23 protein-coding genes are annotated in these 23,234 nt (G+C 61.4%); 1 reads left to right on the forward strand and 22 read right to left on the reverse strand.

What is annotated here, in order from left to right:
* From Q7W83_RS02925 to cbiE, 22 genes are all read right to left on the reverse strand, one after another.
* On the reverse strand, window positions 1-257 hold a 257-nt coding region (locus Q7W83_RS02925), incomplete at its 3' end, for an urease subunit beta (RefSeq protein ID WP_473655648.1).
* Complete coding sequence (locus Q7W83_RS02930) at window positions 257-790, reverse strand: GNAT family N-acetyltransferase (RefSeq protein WP_150639633.1); 534 nt, start codon at window positions 788-790, stop codon at window positions 257-259. The genes Q7W83_RS02930 and Q7W83_RS02925, both read right to left, overlap by 1 nt.
* Window positions 791-796: 6 nt before the next feature.
* Window positions 797-1,330 (reverse strand): GNAT family N-acetyltransferase, encoded by a 534-nt coding sequence (locus Q7W83_RS02935; RefSeq protein WP_150639632.1) that lies wholly within the window; start codon window positions 1,328-1,330, stop codon window positions 797-799.
* Window positions 1,331-1,339: 9 nt separating this feature from the next.
* A complete protein-coding gene (gene ureA / locus Q7W83_RS02940; RefSeq protein WP_007907366.1) occupies window positions 1,340-1,642 on the reverse strand; it encodes an urease subunit gamma in 303 nt (100 codons plus the stop codon).
* A 161-nt stretch (window positions 1,643-1,803) separates the two neighbouring features.
* A complete protein-coding gene (locus Q7W83_RS02945; RefSeq protein ID WP_150633391.1) occupies window positions 1,804-2,643 on the reverse strand; it encodes an urease accessory protein UreD in 840 nt (279 codons plus the stop codon).
* 30 nt (window positions 2,644-2,673) lie between these two features.
* Window positions 2,674-3,372 (reverse strand): urea ABC transporter ATP-binding subunit UrtE, encoded by a 699-nt coding sequence (gene urtE, locus Q7W83_RS02950; RefSeq protein ID WP_008031204.1) that lies wholly within the window; start codon window positions 3,370-3,372, stop codon window positions 2,674-2,676.
* Between the two features lie 139 nt (window positions 3,373-3,511).
* Complete coding sequence (urtD, locus tag Q7W83_RS02955; protein WP_150654549.1) at window positions 3,512-4,381, reverse strand: urea ABC transporter ATP-binding protein UrtD; 870 nt, start codon at window positions 4,379-4,381, stop codon at window positions 3,512-3,514.
* The gene (urtC, locus tag Q7W83_RS02960; protein WP_150633389.1) at window positions 4,378-5,457 is read right to left on the reverse strand and encodes an urea ABC transporter permease subunit UrtC; all 1,080 of its coding nucleotides are present in this window, start codon (window positions 5,455-5,457) and stop codon (window positions 4,378-4,380) included. Before urtC ends, urtD begins: the two co-directional genes overlap by 4 nt.
* Window positions 5,457-6,959: an urea ABC transporter permease subunit UrtB gene (gene urtB / locus Q7W83_RS02965; RefSeq protein ID WP_150633388.1), complete on the reverse strand. Its 1,503-nt coding sequence runs from the start codon at window positions 6,957-6,959 to the stop codon at window positions 5,457-5,459. Before urtB ends, urtC begins: the two co-directional genes overlap by 1 nt.
* A 159-nt stretch (window positions 6,960-7,118) precedes the next feature.
* Window positions 7,119-8,384, reverse strand: a complete 1,266-nt coding sequence (urtA, locus tag Q7W83_RS02970) for an urea ABC transporter substrate-binding protein (RefSeq protein WP_150633387.1) — start codon at window positions 8,382-8,384, stop codon at window positions 7,119-7,121.
* A gap of 325 nt (window positions 8,385-8,709) precedes the next feature.
* A complete protein-coding gene (locus tag Q7W83_RS02975; protein ID WP_150633386.1) occupies window positions 8,710-9,720 on the reverse strand; it encodes a FecCD family ABC transporter permease in 1,011 nt (336 codons plus the stop codon).
* Entirely contained in the window at window positions 9,717-10,664 is a 948-nt protein-coding gene (locus tag Q7W83_RS02980; RefSeq protein ID WP_150633385.1) for an ABC transporter substrate-binding protein, read from the reverse strand. Before Q7W83_RS02980 ends, Q7W83_RS02975 begins: the two co-directional genes overlap by 4 nt.
* Window positions 10,661-11,449 (reverse strand): ABC transporter ATP-binding protein, encoded by a 789-nt coding sequence (locus Q7W83_RS02985; protein WP_150654551.1) that lies wholly within the window; start codon window positions 11,447-11,449, stop codon window positions 10,661-10,663. The genes Q7W83_RS02980 and Q7W83_RS02985 overlap by 4 nt, the downstream gene beginning before the upstream one ends.
* A gap of 121 nt (window positions 11,450-11,570) precedes the next feature.
* Window positions 11,571-13,691 carry a TonB-dependent receptor gene (locus Q7W83_RS02990; protein ID WP_473655649.1) on the reverse strand — a complete coding sequence of 707 codons (2,121 nt, stop codon included), beginning with the start codon at window positions 13,689-13,691 and terminating at the stop codon, window positions 11,571-11,573.
* A 147-nt stretch (window positions 13,692-13,838) separates the two neighbouring features.
* Complete coding sequence (locus tag Q7W83_RS02995) at window positions 13,839-15,218, reverse strand: PepSY-associated TM helix domain-containing protein (protein WP_150633382.1); 1,380 nt, start codon at window positions 15,216-15,218, stop codon at window positions 13,839-13,841.
* A gap of 127 nt (window positions 15,219-15,345) precedes the next feature.
* Window positions 15,346-17,463 carry a TonB-dependent copper receptor gene (locus tag Q7W83_RS03000; RefSeq protein ID WP_473655650.1) on the reverse strand — a complete coding sequence of 706 codons (2,118 nt, stop codon included), beginning with the start codon at window positions 17,461-17,463 and terminating at the stop codon, window positions 15,346-15,348.
* A 187-nt stretch (window positions 17,464-17,650) separates the two neighbouring features.
* The gene (locus tag Q7W83_RS03005) at window positions 17,651-18,100 is read right to left on the reverse strand and encodes a DUF2946 domain-containing protein (RefSeq protein WP_150633380.1); all 450 of its coding nucleotides are present in this window, start codon (window positions 18,098-18,100) and stop codon (window positions 17,651-17,653) included.
* 21 nt (window positions 18,101-18,121) lie between these two features.
* Window positions 18,122-18,601, reverse strand: coding sequence for a copper chaperone PCu(A)C (locus Q7W83_RS03010; RefSeq protein WP_150633379.1), 480 nt, complete (start codon window positions 18,599-18,601; stop codon window positions 18,122-18,124).
* A 48-nt stretch (window positions 18,602-18,649) separates the two neighbouring features.
* Window positions 18,650-19,048 (reverse strand): DUF2946 domain-containing protein, encoded by a 399-nt coding sequence (locus Q7W83_RS03015; protein ID WP_150633378.1) that lies wholly within the window; start codon window positions 19,046-19,048, stop codon window positions 18,650-18,652.
* A 161-nt stretch (window positions 19,049-19,209) separates the two neighbouring features.
* Window positions 19,210-19,929 (reverse strand): cobalt-precorrin-6A reductase, encoded by a 720-nt coding sequence (locus tag Q7W83_RS03020; protein WP_150654554.1) that lies wholly within the window; start codon window positions 19,927-19,929, stop codon window positions 19,210-19,212.
* Entirely contained in the window at window positions 19,926-21,023 is a 1,098-nt protein-coding gene (locus tag Q7W83_RS03025; protein WP_150633376.1) for a cobalt-precorrin-5B (C(1))-methyltransferase, read from the reverse strand. The genes Q7W83_RS03020 and Q7W83_RS03025 overlap by 4 nt, the downstream gene beginning before the upstream one ends.
* Complete coding sequence (cbiE, locus tag Q7W83_RS03030) at window positions 21,016-22,227, reverse strand: precorrin-6y C5,15-methyltransferase (decarboxylating) subunit CbiE (protein ID WP_473655651.1); 1,212 nt, start codon at window positions 22,225-22,227, stop codon at window positions 21,016-21,018. The genes Q7W83_RS03025 and cbiE overlap by 8 nt, the downstream gene beginning before the upstream one ends.
* A gap of 168 nt (window positions 22,228-22,395) precedes the next feature.
* Here cbiE and Q7W83_RS03035 point away from each other — a divergent pair, with 168 nt between their 5' ends.
* On the forward strand, window positions 22,396-23,148 hold the full coding sequence (locus Q7W83_RS03035) for a hypothetical protein (protein WP_150639623.1): 753 nt from the start codon (window positions 22,396-22,398) through the stop codon (window positions 23,146-23,148).
* The last annotated feature ends 86 nt before the right edge of the window (window positions 23,149-23,234 follow it).

The raw sequence follows: 23,234 nt of genomic DNA on the forward strand, positions 1-23,234 counted from the left end.
CCGGCCAGGTCGACCAGCTCGACCTCGCGGCTCTGCCCCGGTTCGAAGCGTACGGCGGTGCCGGCGGGGATGTTCAGGCGCATGCCGCGGCTGGCGGCGCGGTCGAAGGTCAGGGCGTCGTTGGTTTCGAAAAAATGGTAGTGCGAGCCGACCTGGATTGGCCGGTCGCCGCTGTTGGCCACTTTCAGGCTGACGGTGCGGCGGCCGACGTTGAGTTCGATGTCGCCGGGCTGGATCTGGTACTCACCGGGAATCATCAATGGGCTCCTTGGAGAATCTTGTAGTAGAGGGCGGTCGGCTTGTACTGGCCGCTCGGGTCGCAGGCGTAGTCGGGAATTTGTCCCGCACGGGTGTAGCCCAAAGCCTTGTAGAAGTCTTCGGCGGGGGAACCGGCTTCGGTGTCGAGGTAGAGCATGCCGCGCTTGTGCTGGAGCGCGGCCTGTTCCAAAGCGCTCATCAACTGTTGGCCCAACCCACGGCGGCGCGCGTGTTCACGCACCAGCAGTTTCTGTACTTCAGCGCGGTTCAGGCCGTTGGCTTTCTGACACAGGGTCAGTTGCACGCTGGCCTGCACCTGTTCGTCCTTGACCACCACCCACAGCAGCACGTTGCCTTTGTTCAGGTCGTCTTGAACGCCATCGAAATAGGCGCGTGCCTGAGTGGCATCCAGATCGGCCATGAAGCCGACACTGGCGCCATAGCCCACGGCGTCAAGCAGCAGATCAATCAAACCCTGGCGATAGTGCGCAAAGCTTTCAACATTGACGCGTCGCAGCTGGGCGGCGTTCATCGGACATTACTCCTTGCTGGCGGGTGGCGGTTCGGCGCCAGGATTGAGGGTCAGTTGCATGAAGGTCAGGTCCAGCCAGCGGCCGAACTTGGTGCCCACCTGAGGCATTTGCCCGGTGGTCACGAAACCGGCGCGTTCATGCAGGCGGATGGAAGCGGCATTGCCGCTTTCGATGGCAGCGACCATCACATGCTTGTCGCAGCCTTTGGCGCGTTCGATCAGTACGTCCATCAATTGCGGGCCGAGACCATTGCCGCGCTGGTCGCTGCGCACATAGACCGAGTGCTCGACGGTGTGGCGGAAACCATCGAACGGTCGCCAGTCACCAAATGAAGCGTAGCCGAGTACGCTGTTATCGCCGTCAACGATCACCAGAATCGGATAGCCCTGGGCTTGCCGGGCGCTGAACCAGGCCTGACGGTTGCCCAGGTCCACGGCCTGTTCGTTCCAGATCGCCGTGGTGTTGAGCACGGCGTCGTTGTAGATGTCGCGGATCGCCGGCAGATCGGCGTGCACTGCATCGCGGATGTGATAGGTCATGGCGCGGCCTCAGGCGATGGGTTGGTGGACGGTGACCAGTTTGGTGCCGTCGGGGAAGGTGGCTTCGACCTGGATCTCCGGGATCATCTCCGGGATGCCTTCCATCACTTGTTCGCGGCTGAGCAGGGTGGTGCCGAAGTGCATCAGCTCGGCCACGGTCTGACCGTCACGCGCGCCTTCGAGCAGCGCTGCGGAGATGTAGGCCATGGCTTCCGGGTAGTTGAGTTTCACGCCGCGCGCCAAACGCCGCTCGGCGACGAGGCCGGCGGTGAAGATCAGCAGCTTGTCTTTTTCGCGTGGGGTCAGGTCCATCGTTTGGAATCCATCTGGGCAGATAAAAATTATTGGATCTGTGAATACATGACCTGTGGGAGCGAGCCTGCTCGCGATAGCGGCCAATCAGGCGACGTCAATGTTGTGTGTGCCGACGCCATCGCCGGCAAGCCGGTCTCGCTCCCACACAGGATCGCGTTTCAGGTGCTCCATATTCGGGGTGGGACGGCTTCTCGGCCTAACAGCGCCGGCCTGAGCAATCGCCACAAATCAATCAACCAGCCTCGCGCCAACAGCGCCTCACTGGCCAGGCACCGGGCAACGATCAGCCCCGGCAACTGCGTCAAATCTCCACGCACGTCATTGTTCAACGAACGGCATTTCTCCAGCAGTTCACTGTCCACCTCGCCCGTCACCAACAACGTCGCAAATACCGGTTGCCCGTCCAGGCCAATCGGCGAATCGAGCAAACCGTCATTCCCGACAATGCGCTGGCGTTCGTGCCAGAGCAACTGGCCGTCGCGACGGATATCCAGCTGCGCCTGAAAATGCCCGAGGTCAAAACGCTCGCCGCTGGCCGGGCGACCCAGTGCCACGACGTCCCAGTAGAACAGCCGCGCATCACCTTCCAGATCAATGGCGGTGCGCAGTTCAGCTTGCGCGGCGCTGAAGATAATTGTCTCTTGCGGCAACCATTCCAGGGTCGCGCCTGCGGCCACTTTCAGCTCCAGTGTCTGATAAGCCGGACCTGCGGCGCGATACCACTTGGCCGCGCCGGGGCTGGTAATTTGCGCCCACGCATCGCGGCCGACGCTGGCGCTGATGTCGAGCCGATCACCGCCGGCAATCCCGCCGGGCGGGTGGACGATGATGTGCTGGCACACCTCGGGGCCTTCGGCATACAGGTGCTTTTGCACCCGCAACGGTCCCTTGTGCCGGCGCTGAACCGGGCGCGTGGTGTCGCCGAATCGGGCATAGCCCAACTCCAGCTCGGCGTGCCAGCTCGGGGTAAACAGGACAGTGGCAAGAGGTAGGTTCATGGTTTCTAGTTATCGTTAGGACGCTACAGATTAGATCGTTACCAGACCGCGTACACCCTCGGCTTCCATATTTTCGCCGCGGCCCTGCTGCACGATCTCACCGCGGGACATCACCAGGTATTGATCGGCCAGTTCGGCAGCGAAATCGTAGAACTGCTCAACCAGCAGAATCGCCATGTCGCCGCGTGCTGCGAGTTTTTTGATCACCGCGCCGATCTCCTTGATCACTGAAGGCTGGATGCCTTCGGTCGGCTCATCGAGGATCAGCAGCCGAGGACGGCTGGCCAGCGCTCGGCCGATAGCCAACTGCTGCTGTTGGCCACCGGACAGATCACCGCCGCGCCGTTGCTTCATTTGCAGCAGCACCGGGAACAGCTCGTAGATGAACGCCGGGACTTCTTTCGCTTCGCTGCCCGGAAAACGCGACAGGCCCATCAGCAGGTTTTCCTCCACCGTCAGCCGACCGAAAATCTCCCGGCCCTGAGGCACGTAAGCGATCCCGGCGTGCACCCGCTGGTGCGGTTTGAACGTGGTGATCGGTTTGCCTTCCCAGTTCACCGCGCCTTCTTTGGCCGGCAGCAATCCCATCAGGCATTTGAGTAGCGTGGTTTTGCCCACACCGTTGCGCCCGAGCAGGCAGGTGACTTCACCGACCTTCACGTCAAACGTCAGGCCGCGCAGGATGTGGCTACCGCCGTAGTACTGGTGCAGCTTGTCGACTTGTAGCATGTTCAAATTCCTTGTGGTTCACACCGAACCCTGTGGGAGCTGGCTTGCCAGCGATGAGGCCGGCACATCCGAAAATGATGTTGACTGACCCACCGCTATCGCTGGCAGGCCAGCTCCCACAGTGACCGTGTTGGCAGGTTCAGCGACCGAGGTACACCTCGATCACCCGCTCGTTTTCCTGCACCTGCTCCAGCGACCCTTCGGCCAGCACGCTGCCCTGGTGCAACACGGTGACGTGGTCGGCAATCGAGCCGACAAACCCCATGTCGTGTTCCACCACCATCAGCGAATGCTTGCCCGCCAGGCTTTTAAACAGCTCGGCGGTGAATTCGGTTTCAGCATCGGTCATGCCCGCCACGGGTTCGTCGAGCAGCAGCAATTGCGGGTCTTGCATCAACAACATGCCGATTTCCAGAAACTGCTTCTGACCGTGGGACAACAAGCCTGCCGTGCGATTGACCGAGGTGGTCAGGCGAATGGTTTCCAGCACTTCGCTGATGCGATCTTTCTGTTCGCCACTCAGGCGAGCCCGCAGGCTGGCCCACACCGACTTGTCGGTTTTCTGCGCCAGTTCGAGGTTTTCAAACACGCTCAGCGCTTCAAACACGGTCGGCTTCTGGAACTTGCGACCGATGCCGGCCTGGGCAATCTGCACTTCACTCATCTGCGTCAGATCGAGGGTTTCACCGAACCAGGCTTTGCCGTGACTGGGGCGAGTCTTGCCGGTGATCACGTCCATCAGCGTGGTCTTTCCCGCGCCGTTGGGGCCGATGATGCAGCGCAGTTCGCCGACGCCGATGTACAGGTTCAAATCGTTCAGTGCCTTGAAGCCATCGAAGCTGACGCTGATGTCTTCCAGGGTCAGGATGGTGCCGTGGCGAGTATCCAGGCCGGGGCCGACGCGTTGGCCGAGACCGATGGCGTCGCGGCTGCTGCCGGCGTCCTTGTTCGGCTGCGGTGGATAGAAGGCCGGCTCGAGCATGAATTCAGCCGTCGCAGTCACTCTCATTGGTCACCCCTTTTCTTCAGCAGGCCGATCACGCCTTTGGGCAGGTACAAGGTCACGACTATGAACAACGCGCCGAGGAAGAACAGCCAGTATTCCGGGAAGGCCACGGTGAACCAGCTCTTCATGCCGTTGACCACGCCGGCGCCAAGCAGCGGGCCGATCAGCGTGCCGCGACCGCCGAGCGCCACCCAGACGGCGGCTTCGATGGAGTTGGTCGGCGACATTTCACTCGGGTTGATGATGCCGACTTGCGGTACGTACAGCGCACCCGCCAGACCGCACAACACCGCACTCAAGACCCAGACAAACAGCTTGAAACCCCGTGGATCGTAGCCGCAGAACATCAAACGGTTTTCCGCATCGCGCAGGGCAGTCAACACCCGGCCAAACTTGCTCTGCGCCAGGCGCCAGCCGATGAACAGGCTCGCCACCAGCAACAGCACCGTGGCGAAAAACAGCACTGCACGCGTCCCCGGCTCGGTGATGCCAAAGCCAAGAATGGTGCGGAAATTGGTGAAGCCGTTGTTGCCGCCGAACCCGGTTTCGTTGCGGAAGAACAGCAGCATCCCGGCGAAGGTCAGGGCCTGGGTCATGATCGAGAAATACACGCCTTTGATCCGCGAGCGGAAGGCAAAGAACCCGAACACCAGCGCCAGCAGCCCCGGCGCCAATACCACCAGGCACATCGACCAGAGGAAGCTGCTGGTGCCGGTCCAGTACCAGGGCAGTTCGGTCCACGACAGGAAGGTCATGAACGCCGGCAAGGCATCGCCCGAAGCCTGGCGCATCAGGTACATGCCCATCGCATAACCGCCGAGGGCGAAGAACAGACCGTGGCCGAGGGACAACAGGCCGGCGTATCCCCAGACCAGATCGAGGGCGAGGGCGACGATGGCGTAGCAAAGAATCTTGCCCACCAATGTCAGCGTATAAGCCGAGACATGAAACGCGCTGTCCGGCGACAACAGCGACAGCAGCGGCAACGCCAGCAGCAGAACGAGGATCACCGCGCCGACAGCAATCGTGACTTTGGGGCCGGCCTTTTGCGTGGCCGTGAGCATCAGGGGCTGGTTCATCAGTCGATCACCCGTCCTTTCAGTGCGAAGAGCCCTTGCGGACGTTTCTGGATGAACAGAATGATCAGCGCGAGGATCAGGATCTTGCCGAGTACGGCGCCGATCTGCGGTTCGAGAATCTTGTTGGCGATACCCAGGCCGAAGGCGGCGAGCACGCTACCGGCCAGTTGACCAACCCCGCCGAGCACCACCACCAGGAACGAGTCGATGATGTAGCTCTGGCCGAGGTCCGGGCCGACGTTGCCGATCTGGCTCAGCGCCACACCGCCGAGACCGGCGATGCCGGAGCCGAGGCCGAAAGCGAGCATGTCCACGCGCCCGGTCGGCACGCCGCAGCAGGCCGCCATGTTGCGATTCTGAGTGACGGCGCGCACGTTCAAACCGAGGCGCGTCTTGTTCAGCAACAGCCAGGTCAGCACCACCACAAACAAGGCGAAGGCAATGATGACGATGCGGTTGTACGGCAGCACCAGATTCGGCAGCACCTGAATTCCGCCGGACAACCACGCTGGGTTGGCCACTTCAACGTTCTGCGCGCCGAACACCAATCGCACCAGCTGAATCAGCATCAGGCTGATGCCCCACGTCGCGAGCAGGGTTTCCAGCGGGCGGCCGTAGAGGTGACGAATCACCGTGCGCTCCAGCGCCATGCCGATCGCGGCCGTGACGAAAAACGCCACCGGCAACGCGATCAGCGGATAGAACTCGATGGCTTGCGGCGCGAAGCGCTGGAACATCAGTTGCACCACGTACGTCGAGTAGGCGCCGAGCATCAGCATCTCGCCGTGGGCCATGTTGATCACGCCGAGCAGGCCGAAAGTGATCGCCAGACCGAGCGCCGCGAGCAGCAGGATCGAGCCCAGCGACATGCCGCTGAAGGCCTGGCCGAGCATTTCGCCAATCAGCAGTTTGCGTTTGACTTGGGCCAGGCTGGTTTCGGCAGCCGTGCGCACATGGGTGTCGGCTTCGACACCCGGTTCCAGCAGACTCTCCAGACGAGTGCGGGCCAGTGGATCGCCGGTTTCGCCGAGCAGACGCACGGCAGCGAGGCGCACGGCCGGATCGCCGTCCACCAGTTGCAGGTTGGCCAGCGCCAGGCTGAGCGCGGCGTGAACGCTTTCGTCTTGTTCGCCGGCCAGTTGCTGGTCGAGGAATTTCAGCTGCGCAGGCTTGGCGCTTTTCTGCAATTGCTGCGCGGCGCCCAGACGGATTTTGGCGTCGGCGGCGAGCAGTTGATGACTGGCCAGTGCAGTGTCGATCAGACCCCGCAGGCGATTGTTCAGGCGCAAGGTTTTCGGTTGACCGTCGACCGTCAACTCGCCTTGTTGCAGGGCGTTGATCAGCTCGACACGGGCCGGATCGGGCTGCGCGGCCCAGGCTTCCAGAAGCTTGGCTTGCTGCACGGGATTGGCGGCGACGAAGTCTTCGGCGTCGCCTGCGAAAGTGCTCATCGGCAGTAATAGCGCGATGGCAAAGATGAATCGGTAAAAGGCAGTGGGCATATAAAGTCGCCTTGCTCGGACATTGTGGGAGCTGGCTTGCCAGCGATGCAGGCGACTCGGAGTCTCTGATGTACCGAGGCGATGCCATCGCTGGCAAGCCAGCTCCCACAGAATTTGTGTCGGGCACGAACGATGTATTCGGCCCGACATCCAGGTGGCTTAGTTGCTCTTCACCGCATAATCCGGCTTCTTGTCGTTACCCGAGATGAACGGGCTCCACGGCTGGGCGCGGATCGGCCCTTCGGTCTGCCATACCACGTTGAACTGACCGTCCGCCTGGATCTCGCCGATCATCACCGGCTTGTGCAGGTGGTGGTTGGTCTTGTCCATGGTCAGGGTGTACCCGGACGGCGCGGCAAAGGTCTGGCCGGCGAGGGCTTCGCGGACTTTGTCGACGTCGGTGGACTTGGCTTTCTCCGCCGCTTGCGCCCACATGTGAATACCGACGTAGGTGGCTTCCATCGGGTCGTTGGTCACCGCTTTGTCGGCGCCCGGCAGGTTGTGTTTCTTCGCGTAGGCCTTCCAGTCGGCGACGAATTTCTTGTTCGCCGGGTTCTCCACCGACTCAAAGTAGTTCCACGCCGCGAGGTTGCCCACCAGCGGTTTGGTGTCGATGCCGCGCAGTTCTTCTTCTCCGACGGAGAAGGCCACGACGGGCACGTCGGTGGCTTTCAGACCCTGGTTGGCCAGCTCTTTATAGAACGGCACGTTGGAGTCGCCGTTGACGGTGGAAATGACTGCAGTCTTGCCACCGGCCGAGAATTTTTTGATGTTGGCCACGATGGTTTGATAGTCGCTGTGGCCGAACGGGGTGTAGACCTCTTCGATGTCCTTGTCGGCCACGCCTTTGGAGTGCAGGAACGAACGCAGGATTTTGTTGGTGGTGCGCGGGTAAACGTAGTCGGTGCCGAGCAGGAAGTAACGCTTGGCGCTGCCGCCTTCTTCGCTCATCAGGTATTCCACCGCCGGGATCGCCTGCTGGTTCGGCGCCGCACCGGTGTAGAACACGTTCGGCGACATCTCTTCGCCTTCGTATTGCACCGGGTAGAACAGCAGGCCATTGAGCTCTTCGAACACTGGCAGCACCGATTTACGCGACACCGACGTCCAGCAACCGAACACCACGGCGACCTTGTCCTGGGTCAGCAGCTGACGGCCCTTTTCCGCGAACAGCGGCCAGTTCGAGGCCGGGTCGACCACTACCGGTTCGAGCATCTTGCCGTTCACGCCGCCCTTGGCGTTGATCTCGTCGATGGTCATCAACGCCATGTCCTTGAGGGACGTTTCGGAGATCGCCATGGTGCCGGACAACGAATGCAGAATACCGACCTTGATGGTCTCGGCGGCCTGGACGGTCCAGGTCAAGCCCATCGCGGCAATGCTTGCCGTGAGTGTAAAAGCCTTGATCAAACTGCGACGCTTCATTGTGCGATCTCCATGAACTTATGAATTTTCTTGGTTGGCAGATGCGGACTACTGAAGGCTGTTTTGCAAGGGCTGTGCCCAGTCGGAAAAAGGCAGGGAAATGTCGTATTAGAGCGGTCGCGCGGTTGGGGTGGCGCACCATGAAGGATCGCGTCCGGCGCGTTGGTGCGAAGGGGTGCGCCACATTGGGGCGCAGGTCTTGCGGGCAACACAGATCAACGGTGGGAGCGGGCTTGCTCGCGAAGAGGGCGTGTCAGTCGCCATTTATGCTGTCTGACACACCCTCTTCGCGAGCAAGCCCGCTCCCACAGTTTTGATCTGTGTGTCAGCGGCGGCGCATGAGGCCGATGAAGAACAAGCCACCGATGGCAGCGGTGGCGACGCCGATGGGCAGGTCTTCGGGGGCGATGAGCGTGCGAGCGGCAACATCGACCCAAACGAGAAAAATGCTGCCGAGCAATACGCATACCGGCAACAATCGCCGGTGCTCGGCGCCGACCAATCGACGGGCAATGTGCGGCACCATCAGCCCGACAAACCCGATGGACCCGCTGATCGACACCAGCACCCCCGTCATCAGCGACGCAATCAAAAACACTCGCAGGCGTACGCTACGGGCGTTGAGCCCCAGCGTGACGGCCGTCTGTTCGCCGGCCATCAACGCATTCAACGGTCGCGCCATGCCCAGCAACAAAACCAGCCCCAGCAACACGCTCGCCCCCGGTACCGCGAGCAATTCCCAGCGCGCCAGGCCGAGCCCGCCAAGCATCCAGAACATCACCGCAGAGCTGGCGCGGTGATCGCCGAGAAACAGCAGAAGATTGGCGATTGCCATCATCACGAACGACACCGCCACGCCGCACAGCAGCAGCCGGTCACTGTCCAGCCGACCGTTGCGGTTGGCGATCACCAGCACGATCAGCATGCTCAGCAACGCGCCGATAAAGGCAGCGATGGGTAAGGTCAGCAGGCCGACGATTTCACCGACATGCAGCACCACGATCACTGCGCCAAGCGTCGCGCCGGAGGTCACCCCGAGCAAATGCGGATCGGCCAGTGGATTGCGCGTCACCGCTTGCAGCACCGCGCCGATCAACGCCAAGCCAGCGCCCACCAGCGCGCCGAGCAACATGCGCGGCACGCGGATCAACCACACGATGTGTTCCTGCCCGGCCGTCCAGCTCACCTCGCCAAAACCGAACACCTTGTGCAGCAAAATTTGCCAGACCACGTCCACCGGCACCCGCGCCGGGCCGAAGCCCAGCGACACTACGCACGACACCAGCAGCAATGCGCCGAGAGCGATCAGCAACAGAGCGTAGCGACGATTGATCATTCGCCGTGGAGACCTTTGGCCAGAGTTTCAACCGCCAGCACGTTGTCGATGCCTGGCGTGGCCTGCACATAGGGAATGACGATGAAGCGCTGGTTCTTGATTGCGTCAACCGATTGCAGCGCCTTGTTATCGAGCAGAAATTGCACCTTCTGCTCGGCGGTGACTTCACCGTAATCGACGATCACGATCACCTGCGGATTGCGCTCGACCACGTTTTCCCAATTCACCCGGGTCCAGCTCGCCTCGACGTCATCCAGGATGTTGCGCCCACCCGCCGCGTCGATCAGCGCTTGCGGCATGCCCAGGCGACCCGAGGTCATGGCGCGGTCTTCGCCACTGTCATAGAGGAACACTCGTGGTTTGTTGGCCGGCAGATCCTTGCGTACCTCGGCAACCTGCGCCTGCATGTCGGCGATCAGGGCATTGGCGCGATCCTGCACGTCGAAGATTTTGCCGAGGTTACGCAGGTCGTTATAGGTGTCTTCCAGGCTGGCCGGCGGACGCTGCATGACGAAGGCGCAGGACTCGGTCAGCTCGTAGACGTTGATGCCCAGCGGCTGCAACGTTTGCGGGGTGAGATCACCGCCGACGCGCATCCCGTAATCCCAGCCGGCAAAGAAGAAATCGACGTTGGCGTTGAGCAGGGTTTCCACTGAGGGGTATTTGGCCGCCAACTCGGGCAGGCCGTCGAGGAGGCTCTGCATCCGGGGCGTGACCGACTTCCAGCCGCTGACACCGCTGTAGCCGGCCATGCTCGGTTTGAGGCCGAGGGCGAGCATCATCTGCGTCATGTTGATGTCGTGGCTGACCGCGTGTTTGGGCGCCTGCGCGAAGGTCACTTCGCGGTTGCAGCTCTGGATCGTCAGCGGGTACTTCGTCGCTTCGGCAAACGCCTGGGCGCTGCCCAGCATCAGAGCAACGCACAGCAGGGAACGCAAAGTCATGGTTGGGTTATCCAGGTGATTCGTGGGTAGCCGTGCATGGGGTGTTCATCGATCAGCGCTTCGACGCCGAACACATCACGCAGCAGCGGGGCGGTGAGGACTTGTTTCGGTGTGCCGCTGGCGACGATGCGGCCGTGATTGAGCACATACAGCCGGTCACAGAAAGCGGCGGCGAGATTGAGGTCATGGATGCTCGCCAGGGTGCCGATCTGCAGGTGTTTGACCAGCTGCAACAGCTCCAGCTGATAGCGCGGGTCGAGGTGATTGGTCGGCTCGTCGAGGATCAGCAATTGCGGTTGCTGGGCGAGGGCGCGGGCGAGGATCACGCGTTGTTTTTCGCCGCCGGAGAGGGTGGCGAAAGCGTGGTCTTCGAAACCGTTGAGGCCGACGGATTCCAATGCTTGCGTCGCGAGGTTTCGGTCTTCGAGGGTGTCGCTATCAAACAAACCTTTGTGCGGGGTGCGGCCCATGGCGACCACTTCGTCGACGGTCAGGCCGAAGGCGTCGGGGAATTCCTGCAACACTACGGCGATACGTTGCGCGCACCAGCGTGAGGATTGTTTCCAGACATTGTGGTGGTCGAGCCGGACCTCACCGTTTTCCGGTTTGCTGAAGCGGTAGGCACAGCGCAGCAGGCTGGTCTTGCCGCTGCCGTTGGGACCGATCAACCCGACAAACTCACCAGAGGCCACGTGCAACGAGGCATCACGCAGCTTGAACTGGTGATGACAGTGGCCGTGGCCCAAGGGTGTCCAGGCGAGGTTGGTGAGGTTCAGCGAGGTCATGCGTTAACTCTGAAATATTGGGTGATGCTGATGGCCTCATCGCGAGCAGGCTCGCTCCCACATTGGAATGCGATCAAATGTGGGAGCGAGACCAGCTTGCCGGCGATAGGGGCGACACGGTTTAAAACTGGTAATCAGCGGTGACGAAAAACGATCGCGGCTCCCCGAGAATCCACTGCTGGCCCTCATTGTATTGGCTTTGCGCATACTGGCGGTCAAACAGATTGTTTAGTTGCAACCCCAGCGTTGTATTACGCAACGCTTTCCATGACAACGTGGCATCGACCACGGTGTAACCCGGTAGCTCGTTCCGGTTGGCCATGTCGGCATAACGCGCATCGACATAACGCACGCCAGCGCCTGCCTTCAGGTCGTCGCCGAGTGCTTTGCTCAGCCACAGATTCGCCGTGCGCCGAGGCACGTCCACCGGGCGATTGCCGTTGCGCGACACGGGTATGCCACCGACCACTTCTTCGAAATCGTCGTACTTCGCTTTGACGATGGCCGCGTTGGCCTGCAGTTGCCAGGCGTGTGGCAGTTGCAGATCAAGGCTGGCTTCGAGGCCATTGGACGATTGTTGGCCGACCTGTTGTTTGAGCGTCGGGTTGCCCGGATCGTCGGTCAGCAGTTTCTTTTTGACGATGCGATAAGCCGCCAGCGTCCACTCGCCACGCTGATCCCAGAACATCTGCTTCACGCCGATTTCAGTTTGCTTCGCGGTGGCCAGGTCGTATTGCTGCTGGCCCGGGTTCAGGGAAATGAGGCCGCCAACACCGTCGGTGCTGGTGGCGTACTGGCCGTAGAACGAGGTGTCCGGCGTCACGGCAAACACCAGCCCGGCCTTCCAGTTGTTGCCGGTCAGGGTCTTGTCGCTCTGGCTGCCATCGACCTGATTGTCGTAATCAACGTGCACGTAATCGCGGCGCACACCGGTCACCAACGACCAGCGCTCACTCAGCTGCGTGCGGTTTTCAGCGAACGCCGACATTTGTCTGGTGGTGCTCTGGAACTGGTCACGATACGGATCGGCGCTTTCGAATCGACTCGATTGCGGGTGATGCAGGTCGACCGACTGACCGCCCGGCAGCACGTCATTGAACGGCGAGTTGCTGGCGAGCTGGAAGCGGATGCGGTTGTAATCGACACCGGTCACGGTCTGGCTGTCGAGGCCGAACAGCGAGTGTTGGAAGGTGAACGTCTGACGATCGCCGACCTGTTCCTGCTGGTGGCCGATGCCGAAATAGCCGCTGCGGCTGAGCTGCTGTGCGCCACGGTCGAAGTTGTAGTTCTCGGCGTTCTGCCAGCGGCGTTGGGCCTTGAGGTAATACAGCTCGTTGCTCGAACTGACGTTCTCGGAGATCCGCCAGTCGCTGGTCAGGCGCGTCCATTGATCGTTGTAGTGCTGCTTGTCGTTGCTGATGTTGTAGTTCTTGTCGCGCAGACCTTCGTGGAAGCGGCCATTGATCAGCGGCGTGCCAAAGTCGTTCATCGGCTTCTGATCGCCGTAATCGTGGGCGAGAGTGAATGCCAGATCGTCCGTGGCCTGCCAGCGCAGGGCGGCGCTGATGAAGTCGCTGGAGGAATCGCCGCGGTCGACCCAACCGTTGCTGCGCAGGCGATTGAGGTTAAAGCGGTAACTCAGGGTGTCGCTCAGAGAGCCGCCGCTGTCCAGGGCCTGTTGCTGAGTGTCGTAGGAGCCGTAACCGAGACGCACGTGGTTTTCGATCTCGCCTTCGAACGGCTTCTTCGGAATCACATTGACCACCGCGCCCGTCGCGCCTTCGCCGTACAACACCGAGGCCGGGCCGCGCAGCACATCGACACGCTCCACCGACCAGGTATCGACTGGAAAGGTCACAGTGCCCATGCCGGTGTACATCCGGTTGCCGTCATACAACTGCATCACCGAGTTCTGTCCGGTAAAGCCTCGTGCGGTCAACGAGGTTCCGCCATCGCCCGGCGTGCCAGTGCGGCTGATCCCGGTGCTGCGAGACGCCGCGTCCTGCACGCTGCGGTCACCGCGCGCGCGGATCTGTTCGCCGGTCAGGCTTTCCACACTGGCGGGTGTTTGCAGGGCCGTGAGGTTCAGGCGCGAACCGGCGGTGGTTGGGGTGTTGAGGTTGACGGTTTTGTCGTCAACGGCCGGTGCGGTGATGGTGCCGGCGGGCAGCGTCAACGATTGCGCCTGGGCGCTGTTGTTCAGGGCGAGCAGGCAGAGGCCGGACAAGAGGTACTTGTTCATCGGGATGGTGACACTTCTTCAAAAGAAAACCCGCAGCCATGGCTGCGGGTTGGGCGGTGCATTTGCGTTATACAGTAACACTAAAAATGACCGTGCGATAAGCGCCCGAAGTCTACAGATCCCTCTAAAACGCGCATCTCGCCTGCTTCATGATGAAGATGAGACCGATTCAGTTTGTCGGGTGAATCGCGACAACAGCACGCGATCCAACAGCCAGACCACCACCAACGAAGCCCCCACCAGCGGAAACACCACTGCCAGCACCAGCATGATTGCCACGCCGGTTTTCCATTTCGGCAGGTCATGGCGCAGCGGAGGGACACCGAACTTGCCTTGTGGCCGACGTTTCCACCAGATCACCACGCCGCTGACGGCACTGAGCAGAATCATCAGGCAGATCAGCAGCACGATGATCTGGTTGAACACACCGAACATCTTGCCTTCGTGCAACATCACACCGGTTTCCGTGGCGCGGGCCACTGCGCCGTAATGTTCCCAACGCACATCGGCGAGGACGTTGCCGGTGTACTGATCGACATGCAGCGTGGCGTCATTGCGCGGGTCGTCGGCGAACACGGCGATGGTAAACACGCCGGTGGCCGTGGTCGGGAAAGTAATGCTGTAACCCGGTTCAACCTTGCGTTGCACGGCGATGTTCTGCACGTCTTGCAGGCTGATGGTCGGTGCGGCGGGACCGGCTTGCGCGCTGCCGTGGGCCATGTGTTCGGCGTGGTCGCCGGACATCGGCATCGGCGTGTTTTCCATCGCCCACGGCACGGTCTGGCGCGTGGCGGTGTTGAGGCTGCGGGCCTCGACGTCAGACTTGGGCATGTCATTCCACATGGCATCCGGGAACACGTTCCAGACCCCGGCGTATTGCTTGCCCCAGAACCCGGTCCAGGTCATGCCGCTAAGCAGCATCACCAGCAGAAACGCGGCGCCCCAGAACCCGGTGACGGCATGCAGGTCGCGCCACAGCACGCGACCGCGACTGCTCAAACGCGGCCACAAGATGCCGGCGGCCTGGCCTCGCGGCCACCACAGGAACACCCCGGAAACCACCAGCACAATGCCCCAGCCAGCGGCGAGTTCGACCAGTCGATCACCGACCGTGCCGATCATCAATTCACCGTGGATCGCACGGGCAACGGCTTGCAGATTCTTCTTCGCATCTTGCTCGCCGAGGATGTCACCGTGATACGGATCGACAAAAACATTCAACTCATTGCCGCCATTGAGTACGACAAACTGCGCGCTGCGTTCGGCGTTGATCGGTGGCAGGTACTGCTTGATCGTTGCTTGTGGATACGCGTCTTTCACCCGCTTGAGCAGGTCGTCGGCCGGGACGCTGTGATGACCGGCCGGGACGTTCATCAGGCTGCCGTACATCAACGGATCGAGTTGCGGCTTGAACAGGTAAATGACGCCGGTCACCGCCAGCATCACCATGAATGGCGCGACGAACAGACCGGCATAGAAATGCCAGCGCCAGGCCAGGTTGTAGAAATTCGGTTTGGGCTGTTTCATCGGTTGCGCTCCGCTTGGCTTGGTTCTTTTGTTGTTGTCTGGTGACTGCTGCGCAGTCATTCGCGAGCAGGCTCGCTCCCACAGGTTCAACACTTTCCATGTGGGAGCGGGCTTGCCCGCAATGCTCTTAGAAACTCATGTCCACCTTGGTCCAGAGCGTGCGCCCCGGTTCTTTGATGGCCTGCGGGTCATTGGCCGGGTAACCAAAACCGGCGTTGCCGGCCAGGTTCAAATGCTCGGCGTAAGCCTTGCCGAACAGGTTGTCGACGCCGCTGCTGACCTTCCAGTTCTGGTTGATCCGATAGGCACCGTTGAGCGAGAACACACCGAATCCCGAGGACTTGTCGAAGTCCTTGCCGACCACGTTGCCCTTGTTCTGATCAATGCGGTTTTGCGCGGCGACCACCCGCCACAAGGCACCGGCGCTCCAGTTGTCTTCGCTGTAGGTCAGGCCAAATCGCGCGTCCAGCGGCGGCATTTGCGGCAATGCCTTGCCGTCGCTGCTGTTCTTGCCCCAGGCGTAGGCCAGGGTTGCGTCGGCCTTCCAGTTCGACGTCAGCTTGTAAGCCGCCCCGAGTTCACCGCCCATGATCCGCGCGTCGATGTTCTCGGCTTGCGAGGTCGTGCCCATCATTCCCGGCGTGTAGTTGAACAGGATGTAATCACGCACCTGTCCGACGTAACCCGAGGCCCAGGCTTCGAGGTCTTCGGTCTTGTATTGCAGGCCGAAGTCGAGCTGGGTGGTTTTTTCGGGCTTGATCGAATCGAAGGCGTTCACCGAGCCGGCGGGGCCGGAGTTAGGCGAAAACAGCTCCCAGTAATCCGGGAAACGCTGGGTGTGACCGAGACCGGCGTACAGCGTGGTCGGGCTGTCGGCGAGGTCGTGTTCGTAGCGGACGAAGCCGCTGGGCAAGGTGTCGGCGCGGGTGTCGTCGGCGGTCGGGTTGCGCCGGGTCATCATCCCCGAGCCAGTGGTCTGGCGAAAATCCTTGGCCGAAGCGCGGTCCAGTCGCGCGCCGGTGATCAAGCGATCACGGTCGGCGGCGTACCAGGTCAGTTCGCTGAACACGCCGTAGTTGTGGAAATCAGCGTCCTTGTCGCGCGGCAGATCCTTGTAGGTGTCGATGCCCATGGCGCTGCGCTTGCGGTGTTCGTTGGTCTGCGCGTCGATGCCGCTGATCAATTGCACATCGGCCCAGCGCCAGGTGGCTTTGATCCGTGCGCCGAGGGTTCGGCGATCGACACTGGAGGCCATCGGGCCGGCCATCATCCCGGTGCCGGACGGCGTGCGCAGGGTGTAGTTGTCCATCACGTGGTCGGCGTAGTTGTAGTAGATCTGTGCTTCGACCTTGTCCAGTACGTCGCCAATGTTGGACTTCTCGAAGCGCAGGCCGAGGCTTTCGCGCTTGAATTGCGAGCCGTCCATGCCGCGTCCGGCGTAACGGGCTTCGCCATCGCCCTTGCCGGCGGTCAGCTCCAGCAGGGTATCGGCGTCCGGGGTCCAGCCGACGGCTACGTCGCCGTTCCACTTGTCATAGCGTGATGCCACGGTGTCGTTGTTACCGTCGCGGTAGTCGTCGGAATGCGCGGTGTTGCCGATCACTCGAACGTAACCCAACGGGCCGCCGGCTGCAGCGTCCACCACTTTGTCGAAGCGGCCGTTGGAACCGGCCAATATGCTGGCATTCACTCGGGTACCGAGTTCGCCGAAGCTTTCCGGTTCACGGTCGAACAGGATGGTCCCGGCCGAAGCGCCCGGCCCCCACAGCACGGTTTGCGGGCCTTTGATGACGGTGAGTTTGTCGTAGGTTTCCGGCGAGATGTAGGAGGTTGGCGCGTCCATCCGGCCGGGGCAGGCGCCGAGCATCTGGCCACCGTTGGTGAGGATGTTCAGCCGCGAGCCGAACATGCCGCGCAGCACCGGATCACCGTTGGTGCCGCCGTTGCGTACCAGGGCGAAGCCGGGGATGGTCTTCAAGTAGTCACCACCGTCGCTGGCCGGCACCGGTTGGCGCGGGTCCTTTGGGTTGGTGACGATGGTCAGCGGCGAACTCGGCGCGATGGCGGTGATTACCGTCGGGCTCAGTTCTTCGTTGTGGCCGGCGTGATCATCGGCCAGCACCATCGGTGTCAGCAGGACGCCGCAAAGTACGGCGGTCGCGTGCCTGAAACGAACGCGCGTTTCGTTCAGGGCAAAAGAAGCTTGGGCGGCGCTCAAGCGTGTGTCAGCAGAAAACCTGGACATGACAATTTCCATCGAACAGTCGTAAACGACACGGCCGGCAGCCTGCGTAATCCCTGTGGAAGCGAGCCTGCTCGCGATGGGGGTGGGTCAGCCAACATCAATGTTGAATGACCCAGCGCTTTCGCGAGCAAGCCCGCTCCCACAGGTTGCTTGGCTGTCTTCTAACCGTGTGAGATTGGGGGGGTGTTTACGCGACGATGGGCGGTGCGCGAGTGCGGGCGCCGGGGAAGAAAGTTTGTCGGGCGTGGCCCAGGCGGGTGGAGGGCGTGCTGAAGGTGCTGGTTTTGGGTGCGTCGAAGGCAACGAAAGACTGGCCGCCCGTCAACGCCGGGCAGTTGAACAGCAGGCTGCAATAGCCGCATTTTTCCCAGATGGCGTGATGGGAGGTTTTGGGCGGGCAGTGCTCGGCGGCGGGCGCTGCGTCGTGCTCGCCGTGCGCCATCGCTGACATGTCCATGCTCATGTCCATCGACATGTTCATGGACATTGAAGAGGCGCGCTGATCCATCGGCATCGACTGAGAAATCAGCGGGCCGATGAAGATCATCAACATGGCGAACAGGCTGATCCAGCTGCCGCGGGTCAGGCTCAAGGGCTGACGACGGGGAGCGGATGACCTGGCGCTAAGCGGGCGCATGGGCGTATTCAGTTTTGGCGATTACGGGGTGTGCGCGTGCACTTGCGCGCCGTCCGGCGCTTTTTTCTGCACCGTGACCTCGACGGTCACATCACCGGATTTCTCGAAATGCATCGTCAGCGGGAACCGCTTGCCGTCGCTCAGCAGGCTGCGGTCTTTCAGTTCCAGCAGCATCACGTGATACGCCATCGGGGCAAACGTGACGCCGCCGCCAGCCGGGATTTCAACGGTCGGCACCTGCTGCATTTTCATCAGATCGTTCTGCATCACGTGTTCGTGCAACTGGGCGACGCCTGCGATCGGCGAGTCGACGCTGAGCAGTTTGTCTGCGGTCTTACCGTGGTTTTGAATCACAAAGTAGGCAGCAACGGTCGGCGCATTCGGTGGCAATTCCTGCGACCACGGGTGCGCGATTTCCAATTCTCCAGCCTTGTATTCATGGGCATTGGCAAAGCAGGCAGGCAGCAGCAGCGCAGCCAGAACGATGAGTTTGTTCAACATGGCAGTTCTCCAGAACGATTCAAAACGCAGGTCAATTGCGAGAAGGAATCACACCAGAGGGGATGCGCGGGGGTTGAGATTCGGCCATTGCTGGCGCGGAGTGGGGGTGTCGGGAGTGGCGGCGGGCAGGTTTCGATGGGACTCGAAACGCGCGAAATACAACTGCGGCACATGCCCGGGCAACGCCATCAGTGGCGCAGATCCGGAGCAGCACCAGCAATGCTGCATGCTGGAATGATCGTCGTTCTGCGGGGTTTTCTGTTCAAGCGTCCCCAGAGAAATCGCCACCATCTTCGTGCCGGTGGACGAACAGAAACTGCCCCACAACACCTGTTCGGCCGGCGATTTCGCCGTCTGCGCCATCGCTCCGGTCATCGGCATGGCGAGCATGTTGAACAGCACTGCGAAGCAGGCTATCCAGGCAATTGCGAGCCGTTGTCGGGACATGGGACAGATCCGGTTGGGTGGGAGATCAAGCGCGGCTATTTAGCCTGATCAGTGCCGATAAGTAAAAACGTGGCCTGCGGTTTGGTGTCGCAGCGTATTTCAAATGAGTGTAGCGGCTCCGATTCAAAATGCCGGGAGGCGTTGTGGCTCGCCACAAATACTTAGGCGTCCGTCAGTGCGGCCAGGACTTCACTCACCGACCCGAACTCCCGATCCACCCTCGCCAACATCGGCCGCTTCAACACCAGCACCGGCATCCCCCGTTCCCGCGCCACGTCCAGTTTCGGCTCGGTGGCGGTGCTGCCGCTGTTCTTGCTGATCAGCACATCAATCTGCCGCCGTTCAAACAGCTCACGTTCATCGTCGATCAGAAACGGCCCGCGGGCGCCGATCACTTCGCAGCGCTCGTTGCCGGGATAAACATCCAGTGCGCGCAACGTCCAGAATTGCTCCGGCGGGATTTCATGCAGGTGTTGCAAGGGTTCTCGGCCGAGGGTGAACAGCGGTCGGCGGAACGGTTTGAGGGCTTCGATCAACTCGGCCCAGTCGCTGACTTCGCGCCAGTCATCTCCGGCTTGCGGTTGCCAGGCCGGACGCCTGAGTGCCCAGCAGGGAATGCCGGCCCGTCGCGCGGCAGTCGCGGCGTTCTGGCTGATTTGTGCCGCGTACGGATGCGTCGCGTCCAGCAGCAGGTCAATCCCTTCGTCGCGGATGAACTGCGCCAGCCCCTCAGCACCGCCATAGCCGCCGACGCGCACCTGGCAATTCAGATCAGTCGGCACTCGACCGACGCCGGCCAGGCTATAGATGTGCTCCGGTCCAAGCGTACGGGCGATCGCCAGTGCTTCCGTCACGCCACCGAGCAGCAAGATGCGTTTCATTGAAAAACTCCCGCATGGCCGACGATCCCGCCCTGGCGATCGATGGCAAACACTTCAACCTGTACCTGCGCCGGCACCACGCTGCGCGCAAACGCCAGCGCGTGTCCGCACACCGCATCGCCAAGCGCAATGCCGGCCGCGCTGGCCATCGCCAACGCTTGCTGACTGGTGTTGGCGTCGCGGATCGCTTGCTGCAACGCTTGATCCGCGCCGACCGCCGCCGCCCATTCGGCCAGTTGCGGCAGGTCGATGCTCGAATGCCGACTGTGCAGATCCATGTGCCCGGCCGCCAGTTTGCTGATCTTGCCGAAACCGCCACAAATGCTGAGTTTATCCACAGGCACTTTGCGCACGTGCTTGAGCACGGCGCCGACGAAATCGCCCATTTCGATCAGGGCGATTTCAGGCAAGTCGTAGACGCGGCGCATGGTGTCTTCGCTGGCGTTGCCGGTGCATGCGGCGATGTGCAGGTAACCGTTGGTTTTCGCCACGTCGATGCCCTGATGGATCGAGGCAATGTAAGCCGCGCAGGAAAACGGCCGGACGATACCGCTGGTGCCCAGGATCGACAATCCACCGAGAATGCCCAGCCGCGGGTTCATGGTTTTCAAGGCCAGCGCCTCACCGCCCTCGACGTTCACCGTGACCTCGAAGCCACCGTGATAGCCGTATTCCTCTGCGAGCAGGGTCAAATGGTCGGTGATCATTTTGCGCGGGACCGGGTTGATCGCCGGTTCGCCGACACCCAACACCAACCCTGGTCGGGTGACCGTTCCCACCCCCCGACCGGCACTGAAACGAATGCCCGGTTCGGCGTTCAATCGCACTTGGGAAAACAGCAGTGCGCCGTGGGTCACGTCCGGATCGTCGCCGGCATCCTTGATCGTGCCGGCTTCGGCGCCGTCATCCAGGAGTCGACAGAACTCCAGACGCATCTGCACCTTCTTGCCTTTGGGCAGGACGATGTCCACCGCGTCCGCGCGCTCGCCGCCGAGCAGCAAGCGAGCGGCTGCCAGGCTGGTGGCGGTGGCGCAACTGCCGGTGGTCAGGCCGCTGCGCAGCGGTGCGGGTTGTTCGGCGGTTTCGTCACGCATCGAAAGGTTTGACCACGTCCAGCAGGGTAATCGGCAAGGCCTGGCGCCAGGTATCAAAGTCGCCCAGCGGTTGCGCCTGGGCAATATGAATACGCGTTAGCTCGCCGCCGTGTTGCTCGCGCCAGGCCATCAGGGTCATTTCACTTTGCAGCGTGACCGCGTTGGCAATCAGTCGGCCACCGGGTTTGAGCCGGGCCCAGCAGGTGTCCAGTACGCCTTCGCGGGTGACGCCTCCACCGATGAAAATCGCGTCCGGGCGTTCCAGTCCGGCGAGCGCTTGCGGTGCACCGCCGCGAACCAGTTGCAGGCCGGGTACGCCGAGCGCGTCGCGGTTGTGCTCGATCAACAGTTGCCGACCTTCATCGGCCTCGATCGCCAGCGCCCGACAACTTGGATGGGCGCGCATCCACTCGATGCCGATCGAGCCGCTGCCGGCGCCGACGTCCCATAACAGTTCACCGGGAACCGGGGCCAGGCGCGCAAGAGTGATTGCGCGCACATCACGCTTGGTCAATTGACCGTCGTGCCTGAAGGCTGAATCCGGCAGACCGGCCAGTCGCGAAAGGCGTGGCGTATCGGGTTCAGCGATGCACTCGATGGCGATCAGATTGAGGTCGGCGATCGCCGGGTCGACCCAGTCGTTGGCGACAGCGTCGATGCGTCGCTCGGCCTCGCCGCCCACATGTTCCAGCACGCTCAGGCGGCTCGCGCCGAATCCACGCTCGCGCAACAGCGCCGCTATTGCGGAGGGACTCTGCCCATCGTTGCTGAGCACCAGCAAGCGAACACCGCTGAACAACTGTGCGTTAAGCGCCGTGACCGGGCGCGCGACCACCGACAGCGTGACCACCTCCTGCAACGGCCAGCCCATTCGCGCAGCGGCCAGCGAGCAGGAAGAGGGCGCCGGCAGAATCAGCATTTCATCGCTGGGCAGTTGTCGGGCGAGGGTGGCGCCGACACCGAAGAACATCGGATCACCGCTGGCCAGCACGCACACCGGCTCACCCCGCAAGGCCAACACCGGGTCGACGGAGAATGGACTCGGCCACAGTTGGCGTTCGCCGCGAATGCACGGCGGCAGCAGGTCCAGTTGCCGCTGACTGCCGAAGATCTTCGACGCAGCCAGCAACGCATGCCGGGCATTCCTGCCCAGACCTTTGAAGCCATCCTCACCAATGCCTGTCACGGTCAGCCAGCGTGCCATGTGTAATCTCTATTGATCTGCATAAAGCGGCACATGATACGCGTCGGCAGTGAATGCGAGTAATAGAATGTTTTAAGTTGGTTTGCTTAGTCTGTGGTTGGCGACAGGGAAGTTATATAGCCTGAATCTTCTTTGGCGACTCTTATAATGCTTAAAAAGGAATTGACTATGGTTATTGATAACGCAGCGAACCTGGAGTTGACGGCTTATTGTGCTGCTTTTGACCGGGACTTCGCGCCACGGCAAACAACGTTCTCTCGGCGTTATGCCTCGCCGGATCGGCAAGGCGCCGCCGGGTCGCTATTGGGTGGCAACCTGGTCAGCACGGCCAGGGGCGTGTCGCGCCAGGACCGGCGCGACGTCAACTCCAGCGTGCGCTATGCGCAGTGGTATGCGAGTCAGGAACGCAATCGCGAAACAGATCCTCAAGGCTGGTTTTCCCTGTTTGCCGTGGTGTTATGGGATCTGGGCTGGGAAATTGACGAGCGCCGGGTTGTCGAGAACAGTTACAGTAACTTCGCAGGCAAAGTCAGTCAGGTTTATTTGAACAGCATTGCCGCTGTTAATAGCCAGATGGCGATAGTTACAAAAGACATGTTTGAATCCCTATTGGCTAATTCGTCGGCGCTTTGGTCATTGGCCACCGAAAGTCGGCGCGGCCGGGAGTTTTCCATTGCGCCCGCTGAATACGACAAGCAAGGGAAGTTGTCACTGGACCTGAATGATTATTCGCTTCGAGCGCTGGCACAGCGGGAAGATTTTCTGTTTTGGGACTGGAAGGAAGGCAACGTGACGCTCACGCATCGAGCCGCTCCTTTCACCCTGAACAGAGCCCGCTTCGAAGAAATCCGCCCGCGGTTGAGCGACCGTCTCGACCGAATCGCGGACGCCATATTCGAGTTTTATTCAGAGCGGCTGTGAGGGGGCCGTCTGACGGATTCAAGGTCGGAGCATTTGCGACACGCGGTCTTATGATGCCGCGCGGCAAAGCAGGCATAATACCGCTC

Source organism: Pseudomonas sp. 300 (genome assembly GCF_055803035.1).

Coding starts and splice junctions, on each gene's coding strand:
- Q7W83_RS02930 (WP_150639633.1), bottom strand. CDS start 790: ATGAACGCCGCCCAGCTGCGACGCGTCAATGTTGAAAGCTTTGCGCAC.
- Q7W83_RS02935 (WP_150639632.1), bottom strand. CDS start 1,330: ATGACCTATCACATCCGCGATGCAGTGCACGCCGATCTGCCGGCGATC.
- ureA (WP_007907366.1), bottom strand. CDS start 1,642: ATGGACCTGACCCCACGCGAAAAAGACAAGCTGCTGATCTTCACCGCC.
- Q7W83_RS02945 (WP_150633391.1), bottom strand. CDS start 2,643: ATGAACCTACCTCTTGCCACTGTCCTGTTTACCCCGAGCTGGCACGCC.
- urtE (WP_008031204.1), bottom strand. CDS start 3,372: ATGCTACAAGTCGACAAGCTGCACCAGTACTACGGCGGTAGCCACATC.
- urtD (WP_150654549.1), bottom strand. CDS start 4,381: ATGAGAGTGACTGCGACGGCTGAATTCATGCTCGAGCCGGCCTTCTAT.
- urtC (WP_150633389.1), bottom strand. CDS start 5,457: ATGAACCAGCCCCTGATGCTCACGGCCACGCAAAAGGCCGGCCCCAAA.
- urtB (WP_150633388.1), bottom strand. CDS start 6,959: ATGCCCACTGCCTTTTACCGATTCATCTTTGCCATCGCGCTATTACTG.
- urtA (WP_150633387.1), bottom strand. CDS start 8,384: ATGAAGCGTCGCAGTTTGATCAAGGCTTTTACACTCACGGCAAGCATT.
- Q7W83_RS02975 (WP_150633386.1), bottom strand. CDS start 9,720: ATGATCAATCGTCGCTACGCTCTGTTGCTGATCGCTCTCGGCGCATTG.
- Q7W83_RS02980 (WP_150633385.1), bottom strand. CDS start 10,664: ATGACTTTGCGTTCCCTGCTGTGCGTTGCTCTGATGCTGGGCAGCGCC.
- Q7W83_RS02985 (WP_150654551.1), bottom strand. CDS start 11,449: ATGACCTCGCTGAACCTCACCAACCTCGCCTGGACACCCTTGGGCCAC.
- Q7W83_RS02990 (WP_473655649.1), bottom strand. CDS start 13,691: ATGAACAAGTACCTCTTGTCCGGCCTCTGCCTGCTCGCCCTGAACAAC.
- Q7W83_RS02995 (WP_150633382.1), bottom strand. CDS start 15,218: ATGAAACAGCCCAAACCGAATTTCTACAACCTGGCCTGGCGCTGGCAT.
- Q7W83_RS03000 (WP_473655650.1), bottom strand. CDS start 17,463: ATGTCCAGGTTTTCTGCTGACACACGCTTGAGCGCCGCCCAAGCTTCT.
- Q7W83_RS03005 (WP_150633380.1), bottom strand. CDS start 18,100: ATGCGCCCGCTTAGCGCCAGGTCATCCGCTCCCCGTCGTCAGCCCTTG.
- Q7W83_RS03010 (WP_150633379.1), bottom strand. CDS start 18,601: ATGTTGAACAAACTCATCGTTCTGGCTGCGCTGCTGCTGCCTGCCTGC.
- Q7W83_RS03015 (WP_150633378.1), bottom strand. CDS start 19,048: ATGTCCCGACAACGGCTCGCAATTGCCTGGATAGCCTGCTTCGCAGTG.
- Q7W83_RS03020 (WP_150654554.1), bottom strand. CDS start 19,929: ATGAAACGCATCTTGCTGCTCGGTGGCGTGACGGAAGCACTGGCGATC.
- Q7W83_RS03025 (WP_150633376.1), bottom strand. CDS start 21,023: ATGCGTGACGAAACCGCCGAACAACCCGCACCGCTGCGCAGCGGCCTG.
- cbiE (WP_473655651.1), bottom strand. CDS start 22,227: ATGGCACGCTGGCTGACCGTGACAGGCATTGGTGAGGATGGCTTCAAA.
- Q7W83_RS03035 (WP_150639623.1), top strand. CDS start 22,396: ATGGTTATTGATAACGCAGCGAACCTGGAGTTGACGGCTTATTGTGCT.